This window comes from Vibrio viridaestus, assembly GCF_003856525.1.
Classification (GTDB): Bacteria; Pseudomonadota; Gammaproteobacteria; order Enterobacterales; family Vibrionaceae; genus Vibrio; species Vibrio viridaestus.
In genome coordinates this window covers 618,216-637,666 of the sequence record NZ_RJVQ01000002.1, presented here as the reverse complement: position 1 = coordinate 637,666, position 19,451 = coordinate 618,216, and the positions used below count along the sequence as shown (strand labels likewise).

Sequence of the window (19,451 nt, the reverse complement as noted above, 5' to 3'; positions counted from 1 at the left end):
TACTACTTGAGAGCAAAAATCAGTACAGATACAATAATTAAAAAATTAACCAGTACAGTTACTATGATTCGCTATAAGCAACTCGCACAAAAAGTCGTGACCGATATTCAGTCAAATAAACTGACTGATGGTGAAAAGATGCCATCACTACGTCGATTTGCTCACCAACATGAAGTGAGTGTCTCCACTGCGGTGAGTTGTTATGAAGAGTTAGTAGCTCAGGGATGGATCCAAGCGAGACCTCAGTCGGGTTTTTTTATTTCTTCTAAATCGTCGCCCATACCGAGCCCTGTTTGGGAATCTTTTGTTAGTCAATCAACACTCGCAAAAAGGCAGATTGAAAAGCCGAATGTGAATGATGGACCATTGGGAACATCACGGTTAGAACTATCAGAAACAACAAGTAAGTCACTTGAGAGAAGCGTTAAACGCGTCATGAATCGAACAAATACGCAACTGATGCTCTACCCTGACAATAGGGGCGAAAAACCGTTGAGGCAGGCGTTGGCAACCCACTTTAGTCGTCTTGGTTATGCGATAAATAGTCAGGAATTGTTGATTTCCCATGGCTGTCTGGATTCAGTAAAAATAGCATTAACTGTATGTACCAATCCCGGTGATACCATCGCAATTAGCTCCCCTTGTTATAACGGTTTGCTCGACCTCATATCTCAACTTGGCTTACATATTATTGAAGTCCCGTCCCACTCAGATGGCATCGAGTTAGACCAATTAGAGACGCTCTTTCAAAACGCAAAAGTTAAAGCAGGGCTATTCTGCACAACTCACATGAACCCCCAAGGTATCACGATGACCATGGCGCAAAAGAAACGTCTCAGTGATCTCGCAAATCATTACCAAATCCCAGTGATCGAAGACGATGTGTATTTCGAGCTATCACATACCAATCAACATCCCTTGCCAGCGGCTTATTATGATGAGAATGGCTATGTACTATGGTGCGGTTCATTTTCAAAGTCTTTATCGCCAGCTTATCGAGTTGGTTGGTGCCGTCCTGGTCGCTATTTTGAAGCTTACCTAAAGCATTTACTCGGTGTTCCGACACTGATTCAACATGCTCTGGCCGATTTCATTGATTCAGGGAGTTACATAAAACACTTAAAGCAAGCACGGTTTCAATTAAGTGCCAATAAAAACCGGTATATCAAATACTTGGGGCACAGACTTCCTCAAGGCAGTGCGATAACACAACCGGATGGTGGTTTAGTTCTGTGGATACAGATCCCGGGATTAAATATCGATCGGGTACGTCAAGCGACTGAGAGAAATAACTTAGATATCCGAACAGGCGATATTTTTACCGAGTCAGACCGTTATCAGAATTGTATTCGTATCAACATGGGCTATCTATTTAACGATAAAATAGAAAGCGAGTTAGAAAAACTGGTCTGCATAGTAAAGCAATGCTGCGAAGAAAAATAAGACATCCAGACAGCTTGACGCTATCATGAGCCCGATTTTCCAAACCAAGCATAGTGAGAGTACCAGTGAGCAATATCGATCTTTTTCACCGTTTTGATGATAAAGACCAGAACCGTGAACGCCCAAAACAGTTTACGTTTCCTTTTTGCTACGAACCTCATCCCCTCAGTCTTATTGCCACGAATGCGCTACAAAACCGCTTAACCGTTTCCTCATTGATAGAGCAACATTATCTCAACCAGGAAGAGCCATGTGGCAAGATGTTCGGTATTTTAGTCGTTGAAAATCAGCAGGGAGAGTTAGGCTATCTGGCTGCATTTTCGGGTAAGCTCGCGGGAACAAATCACTATCCTGGTTTTGTTCCTCCTGTCTACGACATTCTTCATCACGAAAATGTGTTTGTTGAAGAATCGTTAGCCATTAATCAAATCAACCATGCGTTGAATGACCTAATGGAATGTGGTGACAAAAGTAAGTTAGAATCTCGTCTGGACACTGAACAAACTCAAGCCAAACTGGAGATCACCGCTCAGCAGGAGACCATGGCGAAGAATCGCCAAATGCGAAAAAAAGCCAGAAAAGAAATCGACCCACACATACCTGAGGCTGATCGAGCTGCGTTGCTTGAGTCACTGGCTAAACAGAGTATTGAGGAAAAGAGAGTTCTTTCCAATTTGAAAGAACAATGGAAGAAAAAGATTGAAAAGACAGAGTCTCAGCTAGCCTCCATTCTCAAACAAATAGAGACTCTGAAAGAAGAGCGTAAACAGCGCTCCCATCAACTACAGCATGAGTTATTTTCAAACTATTGCTTTTTAAATGCTAAACAAGAAAAAGCGATATTAATTGATTTATTCAAAAACGCTATCAACCCTATTCCACCAGCAGGTTCCGGAGAGTGTGCCGCGCCCAAACTACTGCACTATGCGTATGAGAACCAATTTAAGCCAATTGCAATGGCGGAATTCTGGTGGGGACACTCGCCAAAATCCGCTATTCGGCAGCACAAAAAGTTTTATCCTGCCTGTCAAAGCAAATGTCTCCCAATATTAACGCACATGCTACAAGGCTTAGATGTTGAGGATAATCCACTGCTCACTGCGCCCAGTATCGACAAAGACATTGAAATCCTCTTTCAGGATGAGGCAATTGTTGTAATCAATAAACCAGCTGAAATGCTTTCCGTACCGGGTGTTCATATCATGGACTCAGCGTTTACTCGCCTAAAACAACGCCTAGGTAAACGGGAAGAGGGACCATTTGTCCTACATCGATTGGATCAATCAACGTCGGGTTTACTGGTTTTTGCTCTTACCAAACGGGCTAATAGACATCTGCAAAAGCAGTTTATATCAAGAGGTGTGAGCAAACGCTATATCGCCGATATCGAAGGTTGCTTATCGAGTTCACAGGGCGATATCCATCTTCCGCTAGCTCCTGATTTGAACGATCGCCCAAGGCAAATTGTCTGTTCTGAAAACGGTAAGGTGGCAGAAACACACTGGGAAACGATTGACTTGCAACAAGGTAAAACCCGACTTTACCTCTACCCAAAAACTGGCCGGACTCATCAACTTAGAGTGCACTGCGCGCACAAAGAAGGACTAAATGCCCCAATAATCGGTGATGATCTATATGGAACTAAGTCTGATCGCTTACACTTGCATGCCGAGTCACTTCATTTCGTGCATCCATATACGCAAGAGCCAATGTCATTTAACGTTGAACCTGACTTTTAAAAACTGAGTAATAGTGAAACGCCAATGGCAAATAAGACCAATCCCGCTCCTCTTTCTATCATGACTAAATGACGGTGAAAGAGAGTTTGGATTCCCCTATAACCGACCGTAAAGGCAATCAATAGGTCCCACAGTAACACCACTAATGACATCCAGATCCCAGCAAAAATTTGTTGTTGCAAACTAACATCATCACCCAGAATTACCGCCATTAAACTCATATAGAAAAGAGCATTTTTAGGGTTAAGTAACGCAGAACCAAAACCGATAACGAATTGTCGCCCTGCAGAGAAGATTGATGTCGTGTTGTCTGTGGAACTATTTCTTTCTCTGTTACAGCTTTTCATCAATTGCCAGCCTAACCAGATTAAATAAAGCGCGCCGATCCCGGCAATGATATTAAGCAACTCCGGGTGGTTATTTATCGCCTGCCAACACAGTAACACTACAACTATATAAAAGGCATTGCCCGAAGCGATACCTAAACAGATATAGCGGCTTCCTTTTAGTCCATTACGCACCGAATGAGCAACGATTAGGAAAAAGTCCTGCCCAGGGCTGAGCAAAGCAACAAAATGAGCCAATGCCAATGTTAAAAATGCCGAGGGGAAAAAGGGATCAGTGAACACCATGCACTCCAATGAAAATTAAATTGGCGTGCACTATAAACGTATCTACTTATGCGTTATTGTCGAAAATTGACGTACTGGTCTTATGTTGGCCCGGCGTAGATGCAGTGTAATGAACAAACGCTTTGTGAAACTGACTTTGGTCTGAAAATCCAACATCTAAGGCAACATCGACGATAGTACCTCCATCCCTGAGCAAGTGCTTTGCCTGCTCAACACGAACATTGTTCAAAAATGCTTTTGGTGTCATTCCATATTCTCGCTTAAAACTGCGAATGACGGATTCGACGGGTCTACCAATATGATGAGCTAACGCCTCGACAGAGGGCGGTGTGACGATGTCACTAAGTAATAACTGCCGAACGTTCAATGCAAGTTGAGAACTAGCTAATAATGGCTTATTTACCGAAATCGACTTAAAGACCAGTTTTTTTAGATAGTTATCAAGCCTATTAATACTGCCTGCTGAACCATCATTGATAATGGAATCGATTAGGTTCAATAATCTGGTACGATCAAAAACATCGCTGGCATTGGGTTTTATAATGAGTTCGTATTCTGGTTGTTCACAGTCTAAAACATCTAAGCACCATGATTTGTCAATATAGAGCATATGGTAACTACGCGAGCCACCATTAATTGGATTGCAGGCATGAACTTGATTAGGTGCAATGAAGATAGATTGTCCCGCTTTAAGCACTTTATCTATTCTGCCAGTACTAAGACATGTTTGCCCTTCAAAGAGAATCCCTAACGATAATTCTTCGTGATAATGAGCTTTGTAGGCAACACAGCTATTCACCGTCGTTCTGATTTTTAAATACGGTAAGGTTTGAGATGCCCAAAACTGTTGCTGAATACGTCTTATCTGATTCTTCGATGATGGTATATATTGATTCATAGTTCCAACTGCCAAAAACCAATCGAAAGCCAACAATCAAACTTATAACCGACATTTTCCAGCTCGCCGGTTTTCTTAAAACCGAGTGACTCGTGCAAACCGATACTTGCTGGGTTGGGTAAAGCAATCACACCAAGCACCTGCTTAATACCCTTTTCTCTTAACCGATTAAGCAGATCTGTGTAAATAGCCCGACCAACGCCTTTACCTGTGCACTCTTGAGAGAGATAAATAGACGGTTCCACCGTAAAACGATATGCGCTGCGCTCATGCCAGAAATGGGCGTATGCATAACCAATAACGTTGCCATCCGCTTCAGCAACGACCCAAGGCATACCTGAATCCAGCGTTTTGGTCACTCGTTCAGCCATAATCTCTGCGTTAACCGGCGCCTCTTCAAACGTGATCGTCGTTTCTTCAATGTATCGATTATAAATTTGTGTTAACGAATCAATGTCATCTGACTGTACAGCACGTATTTTCATTGTGATCTCTTCCTGACACCTCAGTGAAACCGACATTACCAGATCGTGTATGAAAAGTATTCTGTCACTTTAACTTACTGGTAATCCATCCTTGCTCTTCCAGCTTGGAATCGATTACATCCATATCATGTGAATACACCGCTATTGAATTGCGTCCATTACGCTTCGCCTGATACATGGCTTTATCAGCACGAGCCATAATTGTTTTGATATCCGTGTCACTATCAAGCATTGACGTAATGCCTATGCTCACTGTTACCCGAACTTCATAGTTACCGACGTCGCAACACTGTCCTTCGAGCTTCGCGCGTAATTTCTCCGCAACATCGGTCGCGTTATCAATCGAGGCGTCTCTAAGGATAACAGCAAATTCTTCACCACCAATACGCCCGAACACATCGGACTCTCTCAATTGTGCACGAAAATTACTGACAACGTGTCGTATCACATCATCACCGATGGGATGCCCTAGAGAGTCATTGATGCGTTTGAAACGGTCAATATCAAACATTAGAATCGAAAACATACGCCCAAACAACTGATATTCCGTCATCGCTTCTTTAAGATTTTTCGAGAACGCTCGACGGTTTAGTATCCCTGTTAGTTCATCCGTTTCAGAAAACGCCTTAAGTCTTTGTTCTAGATAGTGCCTGATCGTGATATTTTTTGCCATCCAGAGAACGGTTCTTTCTCCGTTTTCTTCCAGAGGTAAAGGTTTTATCGTTCCTTCAAACCAAATTTCTTGCGGAGTTGGTATTTCTGCGGGTAATTCGATCATCGTTTTTTCATCAAACTTATATTGAATGGTTTGAGTTTGATTCGAAGTGATCGCCAGTTGGATATAAGAAAGGAATTCGTCGGCCATTTCAGGCGGCATGACATCGTGCATCATCTGACCAATAAATGGCTTACAGTCAAAACCCGTAGCGTTTTCTTCACCACCGTACACATCGACATATTTTCCAGACTCAGAAAAAATAAACACATGATCTGGCAGTGCATCAAGTACGGTAAAATATCGCTTTTCTAAATCCATTCAATCGCCTATCCGTCGAAATAATACACCCGCTTTACTTGGGGATAAGCAAGCTCCTTCCCTATATTGACAAAAGAGTTAAGTTTAGAAAAGTAATTTCTTAATTAGCCAGCTCTTAATCTATGATAGATCAGATAGGTTTAGACTGAACTTACGTTTTCTGGCTTTCTACTGGCTAAGAAAAGGGTAATCATAGCTAGTAATAAAGGAACAAGAGATAACCACAAAACAGCATTCCAACCGTATACAGATAAAATGCCTCCCGATGAAAATGATCCTAATGCCATGATGCCGAAAATGATAAAATCGTTGAGTGACTGAACCCGGTGTTTCTCTTCAGGAAGGTGACATTTGAGTATCATTTTGCCGACGCGCCAAGAAAGCCAAAATTCCACCCAATACCCAAAAGAATGAGCATAGCCCAGAAATGACTGACAGAAGTACCATCTAAGCCAACAATAGCCGATAATCCGGTTAAGATAATACCAGAGAAGGCAATGGTACTTGCTCCAAAACGACTAATAATCTTGCCGGTAAAAAAGCTCGGACCGTACATAGCGATGACATGCCATTGTATGGCAAGATTGGAAGACGCTTGAGAATGTCCTTCCACATGCATCGCCAGTGGTGCTGCTGTCATTAAAAAGTTCATGATCATGTAGGCAGAGGCACCGCTGATAACAGCGCATACAAACAGGGGTTGTGTAACAATAACCTTAAAATCTCGTCCTTTGCCTTGTGCTGTTGCTGGGGCGATTTCCTTTTGTATTCGTACACCAATTAGGATAAAGGCAGACATCGCGGCGACGATTGCCTGAGCAATAAAGGTAGCAGCAAAATGGTAGTCAGCCCATAAGTCCATTGTCCACGTCACAAGCTGTGGACCTATGACACCTGCCAAGATACCACCAGCCATCACTAGTGATAGTGCCTGAGGCTTTCGGCTTTCAGGTACGCCGTCCGTAACAGCAAAGCGAAATGACAAAACAACAGCAGCATAGGCTCCACCAAGAAAAGTAGAACTGCAGAAAAGCCAGAACTGGTCGTAATACACGGCATAAGTAGCAACGATACCTGCCAGAGTGCCTGCGCCAGTACCAACCAAAAAGACGAACTTTCTTCCATAAAGACGAGCAAGCTCTCCGGCAGGAAAAACACAAACGGCCATGCCAATAACGAATATCGTAATGGGTAACGTAGCAAGAATCGGAGATGGCGCAAGGCTGTTACCAACGACAGCTCCGGTTGCATAAATGACAATCGCGTTGGCTCCTGACAAAGCCTGAGCCAATGCCAAACGCCAAATGTTATTAGTCTGTTGTTGAATTGAAAGCAATCCGTTTTCAGCGTCCGTGGCAATACGATTCGTCTTATCCATATATACGCGCGTAAAAAGTTAAGGCTTCATATTCTCAACCATTTCAACGAATCGCGCTACCCCTCGGCCTACGTCTTCTAATCCGGCTGCCACATTATTAATGCTATCTTGACCATGAACCGCGACACCAGAAACGGAACCGAGGATTTTTTCCATATCTTCTATTAATCCGGTATTGTTCCCAACAACTTTAGTGATCTCTTCCGTTGCCACAGAGGTACGAGAAGCCAAGGTACGCACTTCATCGGCCACAACAGCAAATCCTCGGCCAGAATCTCCAGCTCGAGCGGCTTCAATGGCAGCATTGAGTGCTAATAAATTGGTTTGCTCTGCGATTGAACGTATGGTTGTCACGATCTGATCGATACTTTTCGACTGTTCAATTAACTTTGAACCTATTCCAGAGGCCTTGGTTACTTGAGAGGTTATCTTTTGCGATGTTTCAACAGCTTCATTTAAAACCTTCGTCGCAATCGAGGTAATTTGTGACGTTTCTTCGGATGTCGATGCTGCCATATCAACCGCCTGCAAAGCGGTATTCATACGGGCAGTAATATCCGTAGCAAACTTGATGACCTTATAGACACGTCCTTTCTCATCCATGATTGGATTATAGGTGGCCTCTAGCCATAATACGTCACCATGCGCATTTTTTCGTTTAAACCGCCCAGTAAAGAACTCACCGTTACGTAAAGTGGCCCAAAAGTTTGGGTTCTCTTTATAAAACTCAGGAAAGCAAAACATGCTGTGATGTTTGCCTTTGACGTCCGCCAATGAATATCCCACCGTATGCAAAAAATTATCGTTAGCACACTCGATATTACCTTCAGGGTCAAACTCGATCACAGCCAGAGATCGATTTAACGCAGTTAATATGGCCTTTTGGGATATTTGTTGAATGGTTTGCTCGGTGACGTCACTGGCAATCTTGATCACTTTCACCACTTTCCCACTGTCATCAGTCACCGGAAAATAATTCGCTTCAAGATAAATAATATCTCCATCTTTATCTTTGCGCAGGAACGTTCCGCTGGTTCCGATACCGCGTGATAAGTTTTTCCAGAACTCAACATACTCTTGAGACTGGGTGTACTCTCGCTCACAGAACATACGGTGGTGCTGCCCAATAACTTCCTCTTTCAGATACCCAACGACAGCTAAAAAATTGTCATTTACATCAGTGATTGTGCCATCCGGTAAAAAGGTTATATACGCCGTGTGCGCTTTAATCGCATCAAAATCGAGACGAAGGCTTTTTGCTTGTTCAGCCTGCTGTACAAGCTGATTTGATGAATCAGAAGACTTTCTACGCCACATACCAACTCCATATATCTAACAGACCTTCGTGGTCACTTGTGTCTAACTTTTTATTATTTTTTAATGATTACTCTATAAAACGTATAGCATAAAACCAGATTCATAGCGTAATATCTTTCTGATTAGAGATAGCGACCTGTTGCCACCAAACTTGATCGATTTGATGGCAGTAATACGCAACGTAAACAATCTGAATGATTTGCTTAGAGGTGTCAGATAGATGACTCGGAGCCGAAAGGATTAGAGCTATCCAATATAACTCCGATATCGATTTAGGCTGGGTTATTTCGGATTAATTGCTTCGCTTCTTTTCCAATACAAAAGGTTTTATCACCTGCCCGAAGCAACGATGTGCAACCAAAAGGAACGATATCTTCCAACGATTTGACCGGCTCTTTATTTTTCATCGGATTGACGCAAATAATATTGAGTCGGTTTTTCTCTACGATTTCAAGGAGCTTTTGAATTTGGGTGGTATTTTGCTTTTGAAGCAGTTCCAACGTTTCTACATCAAGAGTATGTTGTGACCAATGAGGTCCGACGCCGAACCCAATGAGTAAAACAGTCTCATCAGAAATACCTTCAATTGCCTGAAGAATAAAACCTTGTTGCTCGACTCCTTTCGCTTTGAACTTAATGCGGCCCGCACCGTTACTTTTGATCGCTTTATTAACTAGTGACTTATCACAACCCTTGTGAATATAGATATTGGTAAAACCCATGCCAACGATCCTTTGAAGCATTAGTATTATTATCAATAAATATATCCACTTTATTTGTGAAAGAAAATAACTATACATACAGCATAGCTTTCAATATGTTGCATTAACAATCACTGATATATGAACTTTATGTCATCTTCGACTAACTATATTCATTTTTTACAGCTTATGCCGACATAAAACAGTAAGGTACGACCACTATTATCATTTAATAAAATTATTAATTAATTAACAATTCAAATAAATTATAGGAACATACCACCGGATGCTTCTATTCTTTGCCCCGTTACCCAATCAAAACCTTCGCTGAACATGACGGCAATAATTTTTCCGATATCTTCGGCTTCACCTACTCGACCTAAAGCAGTAATAGATGACACCATCTGCTGAGCCTGTTCACTACCACGTATCGCTCCGTCACGAAAATCAGTCGCAATAGCCCCAGGTGCAAGTGTATTGACTCTGATATTACGACTGGCAAACTCTTTAGCCATGTAGCGTGTCATTACTTCGACTGCTCCCTTAGCCATTGCATATGGGCCTGAACCAGGTAGAGAGAATCTTGCTAACCCTGAGGATACATTAACGACGTGACCACCATCAGTAATCAGCGGAATCAATTTCTGTGTAAGAAAAAACGGCCCTTTCACGTGAATCGCCAACATATCATCGAGCTCATCGATTGATGTTTCGAGAATTGGAGAATGGCTTCCCGTTCCAGCATTATTGAGCAGATAATCTATCGTATCCCGACCAAACTCCTGTCTAAGAATTTGCTTTAATTGCGCTACAAATGAATCGAAAGAGTGGACATCTCTGGTATCACATTGCATTGCTGATGCTTTTCCCCCTTTTTCCTTAATCAAGGAAACAACCTCGTCGGCCGCAGCTTTATTGGCGTGGTAGGTAAAAATCACATCCACTCCGCGCTCTGCTAATGCCAAAGCGCCACTTTTCCCCAGACCACGACTTCCACCAGTAATGAGTATTAACTTATTCATAAATATCCTTTCAATGGTTGCTGACTTCGATAACTGGGTTTTAGTTTAGGCAAGAAATTACTATTGATAAATTGGCTAAATCCAATAACACTGTTCATATAAAATGAACAGTTGAAGAATAATCATGGATAGAATTGAAGCAATGAAACGCTTTTTAGCGGTTGCACATTCCGGCAGCTTTACTTTAGCAGCCGATGTACTGGGTGTCCCCAAATCTGCCATTTCAACCTCGGTAAGTAAGTTAGAGGATCACCTCAAAGTACGTTTACTCCATCGCAGTACCAGAAACGTGACCTTGACAGAAGCCGGACAAGAATATCAACCACGATGCGAAAAGTTTCTCAGCGAACTGGATGAATTTGAACATCACTTCCAGCAACAAACAGATGAGTTACGCGGTACAATCTATGTGGATATGCCGGGAAGTTTTTATACCAAGGTTGTTTTGCCAAAGATAGAGAACTGGTTCGCGATGCATCCAAAAACCCACGTAAAACTATTGGGCGCGGACTATCGTATTAATCCGATAAAGGAGAGAGTCGATTTTGTAGTTCGTGTAGGGGAATTAGAAGACAGTACTCTGATCGCAAGGCGTATCGGTACCATGGAGATCATTAATTGCGTCAGTGCTGAATATCGCGATCGATTTGGGATTCCAAGGAGTCTGGAGGACCTCAAGAATCATTATCTGATCGGTTACTCCTCCGGGAGCAATCACCAGGCTAATGGGTTTGAATACGTGTTAAACGAGAAGATTCACCATAGTCAAATGCCGTACCGAGTAACAGTAAGCACAACAGAGGCATACACCGCCTCCTGCTTGAGAGGTCTTGGTATCATTCAAGTACCTAAAGTGGGTATGGAAACCTACCTGGAGTCTGGAGCTCTAATCGAAGTACTAAACGACTATCGCTGCACCCCTATGCCCGTTTCTGTCGTCTATGAATCACGCCAATACATGCCGAAAAAAGTCTCTGCATTCATTAATTGGCTCGAAACAGTGTTTAAAAAATTTAATCATAATCCGATTTAAGCAAACCACGATCGGCTGCATCTATAATGAGTGCTTCGAGTTCGTTCCATAGGGGTTGGCTTCCTTGAGAAATCCGCTGCCCATTAAAAGTAAGCACCTTATCTTTAGTGACCTTATGCTTTTGCCAGCTATGCCCGTCACCATGAATATTATGTAACAGAGGTGGAATACGATCGATGGCCTTTGCAAAAATTGCATCGGGTGACTCACCTGCATCAATCTCACCCAGATCGTGAATAAGCAGCATTTGATAACACGATCTATATTGATAGGCTCGTTCGCATAATCTTTCAGCATTAGAGCACTGAGGCAGACATGCCAGCTGTGCTCTGCGGAGTTTTCATACCGATCTAAACCGATAGGTTTGGTCTTACGTTCAACGGATTTTAATTTTTCTATTTCAACTATGAAGCTAATAATCGACTGTAGCTCTCACACTGAAATTCCCTTAATTATCTATATTAACGCTGACTAAACGCTATCTTTCCGGCTAATCCGATCAAAAGAACACCCGATACCCCTTCTAGTATTCTAGAGTAACGTTTGGCTTTTTCGCCTTTCAGTAACCACTGTCCTACAACGGCATAAATTACATTACAAAGTGTGGCCAAAAGACTAAATACCAGACCCAGAGAAAACAGCTGAAGAGTAACAGAGCCTGATGAAACCTCGATAAACTGCGGTAGAAAAGATAGGAAAAAAAGAGCCACTTTTGGGTTAAGTAGACTCACTACAACACCTTGTTTAAAAACACCGTGTGAAGATAGATTCGTATTCTGAATGTTACTTATGGTTGAAGAACCACGATACATGGCTCGTAGAGACATGATTCCAAGATAGAGAAGATAGAGCGCCCCAGCCCATTTGATAATACTAAACAGTAACGCGGAACTCATGATAATGGCGGAGAGTCCGAAGCAAGCCGCCAGTGTATGGACAAAATATCCCGTACCCAATCCAAATGCTGCTCGCATCCCACTCGAACGTTGACCTTTCATCGTATTTGACACGATATAAATCACATCCGGACCGGGTATTAAGTTAATTGATAAGCAAGCGATGACGAACAGAAGAAGTGAATGCAGTTCCATGATAGATCCATTGAGCTCAAAGAATACTCAATTGTATCACATATGCTGTAAAAGTGAATGTTGGGCTGTTACTCGCCCACGACCTCATCTGCCGTTTCTGGTTTGGAGTCTGCATTGTCCAACTCAGCTAATCTTGCTCTCTCTGCCTTGGAGATATACTTAGGCTTGTTACTTTGATGCAGTTTTGCATTCCGCTTTTTGAGTTTTTTCTTGAGTGTCTCGTTGATTTTCTTTTTTCTGTTCATAAAAAATTAAATGCGCCCATCGAATTGATGGGCGCATTCTAGCTTGATTCGGCTTTGAGTGATAGCGAACCTTAACTCAGAACCATATCCCCTTCTTTCACCCAACCGGCTTTTTTGACGAAATGATGAATAACAGGCGCGATGACGGCAGGAAGTGCAAAACAAATCAGGCCCAATGCTAACCAATCCATACTCGTAATCGCTAACTTTTCGCCCGATGCGATATCATTAAGCCAACCAGTATAAACACCAATAGGACCCACTAAACCGCATGTCCCCATTCCAGAAGCAACAGCGGGACCATTCATTTTTAGTGCAAACAATGTTGTCGCTAAAGGTCCGGTAATGGCGGACGTCAGTATTGGAGCAATCCATATACGTGGATTCTTCACAATGTTAGGCATTTGAAGCATAGAAGTCCCAACACCTTGCGAGAGCAAGCCACCCCAACGGTTTTCTCGAAAACTAATCACGGCAAAACCAATCATCTGTGCACAACATCCGGCCAGTGCGGCTCCACCAGCTAACCCTGTAATCCCTAGAGCGGCGCATATTGCTGCACTGCTGATAGGAAGAGTAAGCGCAATCCCGATGATAACCGCAACGATGATCCCCATGACGATAGGGCGTAACTCTGTTGCCCACATGATCAACTGACCAACAGAACTTGCAGCCTGACCAATCGAAGGAGCCAACAATAGAGCCAATAATGAGCCCACGAAGATGGTAACAAACGGAGTGACGATAATATCGACCTTAGTTTCCTTCGAGATTAACTTACCAATCTCTGCCGCACCTATCGTGATGATCAATACAGCTAATGGACCACCAGCACCACCTAGTGCATTGGCTGCCCCACCGACTGCGACTAATGAAAAGAGCACCAATGGCGGTGCTTTCAAGGCATATCCAATCGCAACCGCCATAGCCGCACCTGTTGCCGCCGCTGCGTATCCCCCCATAGAGACCAATAGAGGAATATCCAACTTTGCGCCGATCGTTTTCATTATCGTGCCAATAAGCAGCGATGCAAACAGACCATGAGCCATTGCGCCCAATGCATCAATCGCATATTGCCGCCACGACAATTCTACGTTTTTCTTAATTAAAAAGGCCTTAAATGCAGACACTTCTCCCGCATGTGAAGACATAGACTTCTCCTTTGTCACACTGCATGTCTAAAGGGGGATAAGAGAAAACTCTCAAAAAAGTATTACGTGACATGCAGAAAAAACACCAAATAGTAGGTGCAACATTAAATACTGCAAAAAAATTAAGTCAAATTAATGCGTAAAAAAGTCTACTAGAAACCAATTAACTTAAATTTGAGGAAGATCGGTATCTTTCAACATCTGAAATAGAAACTTACCTACGCTTTAAAAATTTAACTCAAGAACTGTTTCATAGCCGCAACAGTTTCTTCACTGCAGTGATGTTCTATTCCCTCAGCATCGGCTCTTGCATTTGCTTCCGGCACACCGAGTTTGACTAATGTTCGAAACACAACGTCATGTCTTTCTGCAACTTTAGTGGCTAATGCCTTTCCTTGTTCGGTTAGAAAAATCCCACGGTATGGCGCGGACTCGACCAATCCCTGAAGTTTTAGTCGAGCAATGTACTTTGAAACCGCTGCTGCGCTGACACCAAATCGCTTAGCTAGATCAGCACTTCTTACTTCACCATAAGTGGCATACAAATCTGCGATTTCTTCAACATAGTCTTCAACCAGCTCAGCCTGGTGATCCTCTTTAACCTTGGTAAAATACGAACTTTGCTTTGAGTTTGACATAATATTAGGCGGCAATAGTGTAGTAGATAACATAGATATTTAATCCGATAATTAACGCACAAATCAAGCCGCCGAGGATAGTCGTTTTTGAGTTATTGACCATATTGCCCATGATAGATCGTCGAGCAGTAAAAATAAGCAATGGTACAAGAGCAAAAGGAATCCCAAAACTCAAGATAACCTGACTAGCAACCAGCGCTTTCTGCTCATCGACACCAAGCATGATGACCGCTAGTGCAGGAATCATAGTGATCAGTCTTCTTACACCAATGGGAATCGTAAAATGCACAAACCCTTGCATTAATACCTGACCCGACATCGTTCCAACGATGGAAGAAGAGAGTCCTGCTAATAAAAGCCCCAGGCCGAAAATTACGCTAGCGGCTTGTCCGCCCATTAACGGTGAAAGTAATTTATAACTCTCTGTAATGGTGGCAACATTTTCATGTCCATGGGCATGAAAGGTGGATGCAGCCAAAGCCAACAACGCCATATTAACAATTCCAGCTAACGCCATACCAAGGATGACGTCCCAACGATAAAATCGTGCAACGGCCTTTTTGTCATCATCATTGTTAACCTGAACCCGATCTTTGGCCAAAGAAGAGTGAAGATAAATCACGTGCGGCATTATGGTCGCCCCTAAAATGCCAGCGGCTAAATAAATGGCATAGCTATCAGGGAAACTTGGAACAAATAAACCGTGTGCTAGATCAGCCATATCCGGTCGACTTAGGAATAACTCAACCGCAAAACCGCTGGCGATCGCCATAATGACCGCTCCAATGATGATTTCCATTAAACGAAAACCAAAACGCTGACTCAGCAAAGCAATATAAGTAATAATACCCGTCAGAACGGCCCCGTAGATCATGGGAATACCAAACAGAAGATTGAAAGCAAGTGCCGCCCCAAGGAATTCAGCTAAGTCCGTGGCAATAGCAACGACTTCTGCCTGAATCCAGTAAAACCAGACGACTGGTCTTGGGTATCGGTCTCTTATGACTTCAGCTAAGTTTTTACCCGTAGCCACACCCAAGCGAGCCGACAGTCCTTGAATCAGCATCGCCATTAGGTTTGCCGCTAAGACTACCCATAATAATGCATATCCGTACCTCGCGCCGGCTTCTATATTGGTGGCAAAATTACCGGGATCGACATAAGCAACGGCGGCAATTAACGCCGGACCAAACATGACCAGCCAGCTAAATCCCTTAGCATCACCGCGAAGAATACTTGCAGCTCGCCCTTGGATAGAACGATTCGAAATTGATTGCAGCATTTAACCGCCCTCACATAAGTTAACCTTGGTTAATATCCTTATCTTCGGTTAAATCCATGCTCAAAATCTAATCGTTTTTACCTATCACGATGAGAGTGATTATCAATTACATTTAAACAACGAATGATTAATTGACTGCTATTCATACAATGAACATAACAAAAGGCGATTTAATCTGGCTATGACACCTTATAAAAACGCTCTACATTACTTGTTACCTCACCCCAAACAGAGGCTTTCACTCTACGTTGGTGATGCTCAAACGCTTCACGATCGGTAAACTCTTCGTAAACATTAAAACGTAAAAAGTTGGAGCTATCTGGCGTGACATCAAATGTAAGACATCCTGGCTCAGCCTTTGTGAGCAGCTTATGATTAGGCAATTCTCTGTGTACAGCGGCGAGATCATTTTTCGGTACGAGAATGTACCCTTGTAAAATTACTTTCGGCATAGCTTTCCCTGTTATGCAGCACGTTATTCAGATAACTGTTGTTGTGTCATTTTGAGCCAGAAAGATTCCTGACAACGATTGGTAAATACCTTTTTCTTCGGTGTAATATTCAACTGATCAGGAGCAGAAATCACCTCATAACATATCCAGCATTCATCACAAACCACTTCCGGATTATCTTCGTGATCAATTTCCTGTTGCTTACGTAGAACAACCCCATTAGAAAACGTAGCAAGTTCGCTGGAAGATTCAATCCACACACCATCATCGAAATAGCGGGTATTTTCTGTTTCCAGATTAATCAATTTCAGATCAGAAACCGGATGTTGTAACGATAGTACGTAACATGAAAGGTTCTCCATTTTCTCTCCGTTTTAGCTATTTCTCGTAAAGCTCAAGAGGTAGGCCGTCTGGATCTTGAAAAAAAGTAAAACGCTTACCCGTAAACTCATCGACTCTAATTGGCTCAACTGTGATTCCTTTAGAAATCAAGTAGCTCGTATATTTCTCTACCGACTCGACAATAAACGCTAAGTGTCTCAGTCCTCGGGCTTCAGGATTAGAAACCCGTTTAGGCGGATTGGGAAATGAAAAAAGCTCAATCTGATTACCATTTGGTAACTCCAAATCCAATTTATACGAGCGTCTCATTTCACGGTAATGTTCAGCAAGAATTTTTAACCCAAGCGTTTTAGTATAAAACTCCTTGGATTTATCGTAGTCTGAACAAATTATAGCAACGTGGTGAATACCTTCTAGAATCAAGAGCCTTCCTTACACAAAAGTTTGAATATATAACGCTTCTACTCTGTCTCTCGCCCACTGAGTACGACGCAAAAATTTTAATGATGATTTGATAGAAGGCTGGTTATAGAAGCAGTTCACATTAATTTCAGCATAAAGTCCATCCCATCCATAATGCTCGACAAGGCGAGTCAAAATTTTCTCTAAAGTAAGACCGTGTAATGGATTATTTGGCTGTGGTTGATTCATGATTTATTGGCTCTCACTCTTTTTAGAATCACATTTATTCGACTTTTGGTATTCTAGCGCACATGCTTTACAAACACAGGCCTTGCGTCTCTTATCTGGTGGGATTTTTGACAGTAATGCTTCAGGGAAAGTAATGTTTGGATCATTACACCAACAAGTTTTTTCGATATCTGCTGAACCTAAATTGATACACTGGTTAGCTTTGTCGCAGATAGGACAAATTAGGGGGTCAGGAGCTACTGCGTGGATTTTCATTTCGTTAGAACACCATGACGTGGTCACATAAGTACCGTCCGTCGTCACCTTCCACGAGTACCATCTCGGCAACATAATCACCTTGCGCTAAAGTAAATTTCTGCCGCCAGACGATAGCAACCGAATCAGTACGCTTAAAAATAGCAACCAATTCACGCTCAGCAAAAACACCTTTCTCCTGCTGATATTCTTTGCAAATAGACTCAAAACGATCGGCTGATAGCACCCTCTTCAAACGTGGTGTGAAATCAGCAATATGCTGCTCATAATCGATTGCTGTTGAAGCCACCATGAGCCGATCCATGATGGGGTCAGCAATTGCGACGATATCATCTTCCGAGAGAGAGGAAATACTCATAACTATCTAGGCCTTTTTTACAAATTTGGCTGTGACCCACATTTCACCAGCACCATCAATTTTGCAGTCCAGTTGGTGATCTTTACCATCAACAATCCGCTTAATCACCGCTTTCGTGCCAATTTTCAGCACCTGAGAACTCCCTTTTACTTTAAGATCCTTGGCGAGAGTAATCTTATCGCCTTCAGCTAGCACCGTGCCGTTCGCATCTTTGAACTCAAGTGTCTCTTCTATCTCATCAGGATTCCATTCGTAAGCACATTCGGGACAGATCAAATGAGACTGATCTTGATAAACATATTCAGACGAACAATTGGGGCACGCAGGGAAAGACATAATTTAGCTCTTCACTATTTTGATCAAACAGACATCATAAACGCTCTTATGGGCTAAGGCGAGGACGAGGGCCAATTTCACTATCACTGACGAGACTTAAGATTGAGGAAAATAGACATCGGGTAAACATTCAAAGCCCGGCTTTGCAATCAAGTACCCTTGCATCAAATCAATTCCAGCGCTTTTTAACCATAAATATTCAGCTTCAGTTTCAATTCCCTCTGCAATGGGCGTTATTCCTAAATCATTAAAAATGGCTAAAGAGTGGGCAACAATAGATTGCCGCGTCTTGTCTGAGTCAATAGCACGGATTAACTCCATATCAATTTTGATTAAGTCAGTTTTAAATCCAGTCAACAAGCTTAGGCCCGAGTAACCGGAACCAAAATCATCAATCGCAGTTTTGAATCCTAATTCACGATAACAATTAATAATTCGTTGGATATGTTGACTATCGTCAATCTTTTCTACTTCGGTAAATTCAAACATTATACGCTCTGCGGGAAAACCAAAGTTTTTCGCCGCTTCCAACGTTGTGCGAATGCATCGCTCTGGCTTGTAGATAGCGTTCGGTAAAAAATTAATACTAAGCAGGGATGGGATTTTCAACTTAGCGGCAAGCTGTATCGCTTTAACACGACATTGTTGATCGAACCAATAACGATTAGATGCGTTGACTTTTTGAATGATAGAATAGGCTGATTCACCATTAACCCCTCTTACGAGAGCCTCATACCCGAATATTTCCTTTGTTCGGCAGTTAACAATCGGCTGAAAAGCCATTGAGAAATCAAACTCAAGCTTCGGTCGTGACTGACAATTTCCACATTCAATACCTAATTTTACCGAAGTATGATGAGTCATGAACGCTGAGCCTTTTTGTTAAAGGGGTGGATCCCAGATTAGAACAGAGGTTATACGTTTTCAATCTTATCCTGCTTTATATTTGAAATCCGTCCTCAAGTA

25 protein-coding genes and 1 pseudogene are annotated in these 19,451 nt (G+C 42.4%); 3 read left to right on the top strand and 23 right to left on the bottom strand.

All coding sequences use genetic code 11. From position 1 onward, the window contains the following. Positions 1-63: 63 nt before the first annotated feature. The gene (locus EES38_RS06900; RefSeq protein ID WP_124936426.1) at positions 64-1,443 is read left to right on the top strand and encodes an aminotransferase-like domain-containing protein; all 1,380 of its coding nucleotides are present in this window, start codon (positions 64-66) and stop codon (positions 1,441-1,443) included. 65 nt (positions 1,444-1,508) lie between these two features. Beyond that, positions 1,509-3,182 (top strand): RluA family pseudouridine synthase, encoded by a 1,674-nt coding sequence (locus EES38_RS06895; protein ID WP_124936425.1) that lies wholly within the window; start codon positions 1,509-1,511, stop codon positions 3,180-3,182. On the opposite strand, the gene EES38_RS06890 is transcribed toward EES38_RS06895, so the two are convergent. The 9 genes from EES38_RS06890 to EES38_RS06855 form a co-directional block, all read right to left on the bottom strand. Continuing rightward, entirely contained in the window at positions 3,179-3,814 is a 636-nt protein-coding gene (locus EES38_RS06890) for a LysE family translocator (protein ID WP_124936424.1), read from the bottom strand. The two genes, EES38_RS06895 and EES38_RS06890, sit on opposite strands and share 4 nt — an antisense overlap. 46 nt (positions 3,815-3,860) lie before the next feature. Next, the gene (locus EES38_RS06885; protein ID WP_124936423.1) at positions 3,861-4,712 is read right to left on the bottom strand and encodes an AraC family transcriptional regulator; all 852 of its coding nucleotides are present in this window, start codon (positions 4,710-4,712) and stop codon (positions 3,861-3,863) included. Next, positions 4,709-5,197, bottom strand: a complete 489-nt coding sequence (locus EES38_RS06880) for a GNAT family N-acetyltransferase (protein ID WP_124936422.1) — start codon at positions 5,195-5,197, stop codon at positions 4,709-4,711. The genes EES38_RS06885 and EES38_RS06880 overlap by 4 nt, the downstream gene beginning before the upstream one ends. 64 nt (positions 5,198-5,261) lie before the next feature. Further along, complete coding sequence (locus EES38_RS06875) at positions 5,262-6,233, bottom strand: sensor domain-containing diguanylate cyclase (protein WP_124936421.1); 972 nt, start codon at positions 6,231-6,233, stop codon at positions 5,262-5,264. 140 nt (positions 6,234-6,373) lie between these two features. Then, on the bottom strand, positions 6,374-6,595 hold the full coding sequence (locus tag EES38_RS22495; RefSeq protein WP_243694160.1) for a hypothetical protein: 222 nt from the start codon (positions 6,593-6,595) through the stop codon (positions 6,374-6,376). Then, entirely contained in the window at positions 6,592-7,611 is a 1,020-nt protein-coding gene (locus EES38_RS06870) for an MFS transporter (protein ID WP_243694159.1), read from the bottom strand. Before EES38_RS06870 ends, EES38_RS22495 begins: the two co-directional genes overlap by 4 nt. A gap of 18 nt (positions 7,612-7,629) precedes the next feature. Further along, positions 7,630-8,928: a methyl-accepting chemotaxis protein gene (locus EES38_RS22600; RefSeq protein WP_124936420.1), complete on the bottom strand. Its 1,299-nt coding sequence runs from the start codon at positions 8,926-8,928 to the stop codon at positions 7,630-7,632. A gap of 272 nt (positions 8,929-9,200) precedes the next feature. Next, on the bottom strand, positions 9,201-9,650 hold the full coding sequence (locus EES38_RS06860) for a hypothetical protein (protein ID WP_124936419.1): 450 nt from the start codon (positions 9,648-9,650) through the stop codon (positions 9,201-9,203). 245 nt (positions 9,651-9,895) lie between these two features. Beyond that, positions 9,896-10,651 carry an SDR family NAD(P)-dependent oxidoreductase gene (locus EES38_RS06855; protein ID WP_124936418.1) on the bottom strand — a complete coding sequence of 252 codons (756 nt, stop codon included), beginning with the start codon at positions 10,649-10,651 and terminating at the stop codon, positions 9,896-9,898. A 124-nt stretch (positions 10,652-10,775) separates the two neighbouring features. Between EES38_RS06855 and EES38_RS06850 the strand changes: the two genes are divergently transcribed. Continuing rightward, complete coding sequence (locus EES38_RS06850; protein ID WP_124936417.1) at positions 10,776-11,684, top strand: LysR family transcriptional regulator; 909 nt, start codon at positions 10,776-10,778, stop codon at positions 11,682-11,684. Here the strand turns inward: EES38_RS06850 and EES38_RS06845 are convergent. From EES38_RS06845 to EES38_RS06780, 14 genes and pseudogenes are all read right to left on the bottom strand, one after another. Then, positions 11,665-12,092 (bottom strand): annotated as a pseudogene (locus tag EES38_RS06845) (HD domain-containing protein). The gene EES38_RS06850 and the pseudogene EES38_RS06845 overlap by 20 nt on opposite strands. A 53-nt stretch (positions 12,093-12,145) precedes the next feature. Further along, positions 12,146-12,775, bottom strand: coding sequence for a LysE family translocator (locus EES38_RS06840; RefSeq protein WP_124936416.1), 630 nt, complete (start codon positions 12,773-12,775; stop codon positions 12,146-12,148). Between the two features lie 68 nt (positions 12,776-12,843). Further along, positions 12,844-13,020: a DUF2986 domain-containing protein gene (locus tag EES38_RS06835; RefSeq protein ID WP_124936415.1), complete on the bottom strand. Its 177-nt coding sequence runs from the start codon at positions 13,018-13,020 to the stop codon at positions 12,844-12,846. A gap of 71 nt (positions 13,021-13,091) precedes the next feature. Further along, entirely contained in the window at positions 13,092-14,171 is a 1,080-nt protein-coding gene (locus EES38_RS06830; RefSeq protein ID WP_208020404.1) for a PTS sugar transporter subunit IIC, read from the bottom strand. 233 nt (positions 14,172-14,404) lie between these two features. After that, the gene (gene mntR / locus EES38_RS06825; protein WP_124936414.1) at positions 14,405-14,809 is read right to left on the bottom strand and encodes a manganese-binding transcriptional regulator MntR; all 405 of its coding nucleotides are present in this window, start codon (positions 14,807-14,809) and stop codon (positions 14,405-14,407) included. 4 nt (positions 14,810-14,813) lie between these two features. After that, positions 14,814-16,091 carry an Nramp family divalent metal transporter gene (locus EES38_RS06820; RefSeq protein ID WP_124936413.1) on the bottom strand — a complete coding sequence of 426 codons (1,278 nt, stop codon included), beginning with the start codon at positions 16,089-16,091 and terminating at the stop codon, positions 14,814-14,816. A 179-nt stretch (positions 16,092-16,270) separates the two neighbouring features. Beyond that, on the bottom strand, positions 16,271-16,543 hold the full coding sequence (locus tag EES38_RS06815) for a putative quinol monooxygenase (protein ID WP_124936412.1): 273 nt from the start codon (positions 16,541-16,543) through the stop codon (positions 16,271-16,273). 23 nt (positions 16,544-16,566) lie between these two features. Further along, positions 16,567-16,905 (bottom strand): hypothetical protein, encoded by a 339-nt coding sequence (locus EES38_RS06810; RefSeq protein WP_124936411.1) that lies wholly within the window; start codon positions 16,903-16,905, stop codon positions 16,567-16,569. Positions 16,906-16,921: 16 nt separating this feature from the next. After that, a complete protein-coding gene (gloA2, locus tag EES38_RS06805; protein WP_124936572.1) occupies positions 16,922-17,305 on the bottom strand; it encodes an SMU1112c/YaeR family gloxylase I-like metalloprotein in 384 nt (127 codons plus the stop codon). 12 nt (positions 17,306-17,317) lie between these two features. Next, complete coding sequence (locus EES38_RS06800; RefSeq protein ID WP_124936410.1) at positions 17,318-17,536, bottom strand: VF530 family protein; 219 nt, start codon at positions 17,534-17,536, stop codon at positions 17,318-17,320. 3 nt (positions 17,537-17,539) lie between these two features. Next, positions 17,540-17,791, bottom strand: coding sequence for a cysteine-rich CWC family protein (locus tag EES38_RS06795; RefSeq protein WP_124936409.1), 252 nt, complete (start codon positions 17,789-17,791; stop codon positions 17,540-17,542). A gap of 4 nt (positions 17,792-17,795) precedes the next feature. Further along, positions 17,796-18,149, bottom strand: a complete 354-nt coding sequence (locus tag EES38_RS06790) for a hypothetical protein (RefSeq protein ID WP_124936408.1) — start codon at positions 18,147-18,149, stop codon at positions 17,796-17,798. A gap of 6 nt (positions 18,150-18,155) precedes the next feature. After that, positions 18,156-18,485 (bottom strand): zinc ribbon domain-containing protein YjdM, encoded by a 330-nt coding sequence (locus EES38_RS06785; protein ID WP_124936407.1) that lies wholly within the window; start codon positions 18,483-18,485, stop codon positions 18,156-18,158. A gap of 96 nt (positions 18,486-18,581) precedes the next feature. Further along, on the bottom strand, positions 18,582-19,349 hold the full coding sequence (locus EES38_RS06780) for an EAL domain-containing protein (RefSeq protein ID WP_124936406.1): 768 nt from the start codon (positions 19,347-19,349) through the stop codon (positions 18,582-18,584). Positions 19,350-19,451 lie beyond the last annotated feature (102 nt).

Excerpts from the sequence above, each read along its gene's own strand:
- EES38_RS06900 (WP_124936426.1), top strand. The coding sequence starts at position 64 with ATGATTCGCTATAAGCAACTCGCACAAAAAGTCGTGACCGATATTCAG.
- EES38_RS06890 (WP_124936424.1), bottom strand. The coding sequence starts at position 3,814 with ATGGTGTTCACTGATCCCTTTTTCCCCTCGGCATTTTTAACATTGGCA.
- EES38_RS06885 (WP_124936423.1), bottom strand. The coding sequence starts at position 4,712 with ATGAATCAATATATACCATCATCGAAGAATCAGATAAGACGTATTCAG.
- EES38_RS06880 (WP_124936422.1), bottom strand. The coding sequence starts at position 5,197 with ATGAAAATACGTGCTGTACAGTCAGATGACATTGATTCGTTAACACAA.
- EES38_RS06875 (WP_124936421.1), bottom strand. The coding sequence starts at position 6,233 with ATGGATTTAGAAAAGCGATATTTTACCGTACTTGATGCACTGCCAGAT.
- EES38_RS22495 (WP_243694160.1), bottom strand. The coding sequence starts at position 6,595 with ATGATACTCAAATGTCACCTTCCTGAAGAGAAACACCGGGTTCAGTCA.
- EES38_RS06870 (WP_243694159.1), bottom strand. The coding sequence starts at position 7,611 with ATGGATAAGACGAATCGTATTGCCACGGACGCTGAAAACGGATTGCTT.
- EES38_RS22600 (WP_124936420.1), bottom strand. The coding sequence starts at position 8,928 with ATGTGGCGTAGAAAGTCTTCTGATTCATCAAATCAGCTTGTACAGCAG.
- EES38_RS06860 (WP_124936419.1), bottom strand. The coding sequence starts at position 9,650 with ATGGGTTTTACCAATATCTATATTCACAAGGGTTGTGATAAGTCACTA.
- EES38_RS06855 (WP_124936418.1), bottom strand. The coding sequence starts at position 10,651 with ATGAATAAGTTAATACTCATTACTGGTGGAAGTCGTGGTCTGGGGAAA.
- EES38_RS06850 (WP_124936417.1), top strand. The coding sequence starts at position 10,776 with ATGGATAGAATTGAAGCAATGAAACGCTTTTTAGCGGTTGCACATTCC.
- EES38_RS06840 (WP_124936416.1), bottom strand. The coding sequence starts at position 12,775 with ATGGAACTGCATTCACTTCTTCTGTTCGTCATCGCTTGCTTATCAATT.
- EES38_RS06835 (WP_124936415.1), bottom strand. The coding sequence starts at position 13,020 with ATGAACAGAAAAAAGAAAATCAACGAGACACTCAAGAAAAAACTCAAA.
- EES38_RS06830 (WP_208020404.1), bottom strand. The coding sequence starts at position 14,171 with ATGTCTTCACATGCGGGAGAAGTGTCTGCATTTAAGGCCTTTTTAATT.
- mntR (WP_124936414.1), bottom strand. The coding sequence starts at position 14,809 with ATGTCAAACTCAAAGCAAAGTTCGTATTTTACCAAGGTTAAAGAGGAT.
- EES38_RS06820 (WP_124936413.1), bottom strand. The coding sequence starts at position 16,091 with ATGCTGCAATCAATTTCGAATCGTTCTATCCAAGGGCGAGCTGCAAGT.
- EES38_RS06815 (WP_124936412.1), bottom strand. The coding sequence starts at position 16,543 with ATGCCGAAAGTAATTTTACAAGGGTACATTCTCGTACCGAAAAATGAT.
- EES38_RS06810 (WP_124936411.1), bottom strand. The coding sequence starts at position 16,905 with ATGGAGAACCTTTCATGTTACGTACTATCGTTACAACATCCGGTTTCT.
- EES38_RS06800 (WP_124936410.1), bottom strand. The coding sequence starts at position 17,536 with ATGAATCAACCACAGCCAAATAATCCATTACACGGTCTTACTTTAGAG.
- EES38_RS06795 (WP_124936409.1), bottom strand. The coding sequence starts at position 17,791 with ATGAAAATCCACGCAGTAGCTCCTGACCCCCTAATTTGTCCTATCTGC.
- EES38_RS06790 (WP_124936408.1), bottom strand. The coding sequence starts at position 18,149 with ATGAGTATTTCCTCTCTCTCGGAAGATGATATCGTCGCAATTGCTGAC.
- EES38_RS06785 (WP_124936407.1), bottom strand. The coding sequence starts at position 18,485 with ATGTCTTTCCCTGCGTGCCCCAATTGTTCGTCTGAATATGTTTATCAA.
- EES38_RS06780 (WP_124936406.1), bottom strand. The coding sequence starts at position 19,349 with ATGACTCATCATACTTCGGTAAAATTAGGTATTGAATGTGGAAATTGT.